This window comes from Streptomyces synnematoformans, from assembly GCF_039531005.1.
Classification (GTDB): domain Bacteria; phylum Actinomycetota; class Actinomycetes; order Streptomycetales; family Streptomycetaceae; genus Streptomyces; species Streptomyces synnematoformans.
Map to the genome: position 1 here is coordinate 1 of NZ_BAAAPF010000771.1, position 544 is coordinate 544.

1 protein-coding gene is annotated in these 544 nt (G+C 70.0%); it reads right to left on the minus strand.

Annotation, left to right across the window (positions count from 1 at the left end; translation table 11 throughout):
- Positions 1 to 520: aldo/keto reductase (locus tag ABD317_RS37610; protein ID WP_344296648.1), on the minus strand; the 520-nt coding region annotated here is incomplete at its 3' end.
- Positions 521 to 544 lie beyond the last annotated feature (24 nt).

The window sequence follows — 544 nt, forward strand, 5'->3', positions numbered from 1 at the left end:
GGGCCAGGCTCAGGTGGTTGCTGAGCACGGTGAACGGCTGCCGTCCGTTGCGGCGTGCCCATGCGTTGGCCTCGTCGACCCGTTGCGGGCTCCAGTTGGAGCCGCCGTAGAGGCCGATGCGGCCGGCGCGGTGGTGCTCGTCGAGGACGTCGACGAACTCGCCCGCGGGGATGTCGGGGTTGTCGCGGTGCAGGAAGTAGATATCGACGTGGTCGGTGCGCAGCCGCTCCAGGCTGATCTCCAGCTGGCGGCTGAGTGAGGCGGGGTCGCAGTCCGGCGTGTGCGCGCCCTTGCCGATGACCACGACGTCGTCGCGGACCCCGCGGTCCGCCATCCACCGGCCCAGCTGCCGCTCCAGGCGTCCGTTGCCGTAGAGGTATGCGGTGTCGAAGGCGGTGCCGCCGTGCTCGAAGAAGTTGTCGAAGACGACCGAGGCGTGGATCTGGTCGGGTTGGTTGTCGACGCCCATGACCAGTCGGGAGATGTCCCTGTCCAGGTCGGGGATGCGGGCGTGGGTCATCGCGGCGTCCGCGCGGCGGGCGAG